Source organism: Acidiphilium sp. 20-67-58 (genome assembly GCF_002255515.1).
Taxonomy (GTDB): Bacteria; Pseudomonadota; Alphaproteobacteria; order Acetobacterales; family Acetobacteraceae; genus Acidiphilium.
The window spans coordinates 1-1,847 of record NZ_NCAS01000093.1 but is presented as its reverse complement, the minus strand read 5'-3'; the positions used below and the strand labels follow the sequence as shown (position 1 = coordinate 1,847).

General features: G+C 65.2%; 2 protein-coding genes. One reads left to right on the top strand and one right to left on the bottom strand.

Features of this window, described 5'->3' with window-relative positions:
* On the bottom strand, window positions 1–724 hold a 724-nt coding region (locus tag B7Z76_RS16045), incomplete at its 3' end, for an FAD-dependent oxidoreductase (RefSeq protein WP_291345256.1).
* Between the two features lie 540 nt (window positions 725–1,264).
* Between B7Z76_RS16045 and B7Z76_RS16040 the strand changes: the two genes are divergently transcribed.
* Window positions 1,265–1,675, top strand: coding sequence for a helix-turn-helix domain-containing protein (locus B7Z76_RS16040; RefSeq protein ID WP_291345254.1), 411 nt, complete (start codon window positions 1,265–1,267; stop codon window positions 1,673–1,675).
* Window positions 1,676–1,847 lie beyond the last annotated feature (172 nt).

The following is a 1,847-nucleotide window of genomic DNA, read 5'->3' as shown; positions in this document are numbered from 1 at the left end:
AGGGTGTGTCCGTCAGCCCTGGAACGGGCGGGATCATCGGCGCGGCGCCGGTCGCGATGAGGATGCGATCTGGCGTCAGGCGCGTCACCTCGCCGGTCCTAGCGGTAATCGCGAGTGTGCGCGCATCCTCGAAGCGCGCGTCGCCACGCAGCAGCGCGATCCTGGGGTTGTCGTCGATGATCTTCTGGTACTTCGCGCCGCGCAGTTCCTCGACCCGGCCGCGCAGTTGGGCGAGCAAGGCCCGCCGGTCCACGGGCTCCTCGCTGCGCGCGATACCCTCGAACGGATGGTGCCCGCGCTCATGCCGGATTTCGGCCGCGCGCAAGGTGATCTTGGAGGGCACGCAGCCGATATTGACGCAGGTGCCGCCGATGACCTCGCCCCGTTCGATCATGCTCACCCGGGCGCCGGCCTCGGCCGCACGGATCGCCGCCGCGAAGGCAGCACCACCGCTGCCGATGATGGCGATGTGCAGCCCGCTCTCGTGCGGGATCGCAGCACCGCGCGTGCCGTCACCGGCCAGCGTCTCCAGCCCATAGCCGTGTGGAGCAAGCGCGGCTCTCAGCGCCGCGAGATCAAGGCCATCGGCGCCGTCGATCTGTGCGGTCCCGCGATCATAAGCAACCTTTGCCCGGACGCCCGAGAGGCCGTTGAGGGTCTTCTCGACCGTGCGGGCGCAGTGCTCGCAAGTCATGCCCGTTACGCGCAGGGTATGAGGTGTCATGCCAAGTCTCCTGTTGCGGCAATTCTAGTGAAGTCAAAGGTCTCAAATGGCATTTGGGCTTTGCCGGTGGCTGAGTGATGGAGCGGCAGACGACGGCCCCGGATCGCCCCCGGGGATCATGCCGTTACTGTTCCCGGTGACGGCGGGGCGAGTTGGCGCGGCATTCGAACGTGACCTGCCGCTCATGCCCAGCACGCAGAGTCCGAGGCCGCACGTGAGAGCACAGGGCAGGATCGCCAGGATGAGTGGCGCTAATCCGGCGGCTACCAGCCAGCCCCAACCGCCAACGGCGAGACCACCGCCAGCGGCGAGCGTAAGGCCGCCGATGATCGCCACGCGGCTGGTCAGTAGACGCCGCCGGCCGGGCCGGCGTTCGGAACCCGGATGATCACAACATACCCGCATGGCCGCAAACTCCTTCAAGTCCATCTGACGATGGTCTATAGGTCCTGGAGTTACTCCAGGATCAAGAGGTATGTTTTGAGCAGTGTAAAGGACCGTCAGAAGCGTGCTTCCCCCACTTGGAACGATGGCCCATCGGTGCCGATCGGCACGGTTGCGCGGCGAGCCGGTTGCGGCATCGACACAATCCGCTTCTATGAGAAGATCGGCGTTCTTCAGAGGCCACGGCGCACCGAGAGCGGCCGCCGGATCTATTGCGCCGCCGAAATTGCGCGCCTCACCTTCATCTGCCGCGCCCGGGAACTCGGCTTCTCTCTCGACGAGGTACGCGGCCTTCTCAGCCTGGCCGAAAGAGATGAACGCCGCTGCGAGGACGTGAAACAAGCTGCTATCCGCCATCGTCAGGACGTGCGCCGCAAGATCGCCGACCTGCGGGCGGTCGAGGTCACTCTGGGAACCCTCATCCGGCAATGCGAAGCAGGCGGGCCGGCGGAATGCCCCTTGATCGAAGCGCTATCTCAACCGAAAACGGCAGCGCCCTCGCCTTGAAGCGTCGCCGTTTAAAACACCACCGGATGATCCGTTCATAATCTCAAACTAGGCCAGATCAGAGCGATGCTGGGCAACGATGCGCGACACCGTCGGTGCGCTGATGTTGTAAAGCCGAGCCATCTCGGCCCCGGACTTGCGGCCAGTGATGACGCTCTCGGCGATCTCGCGG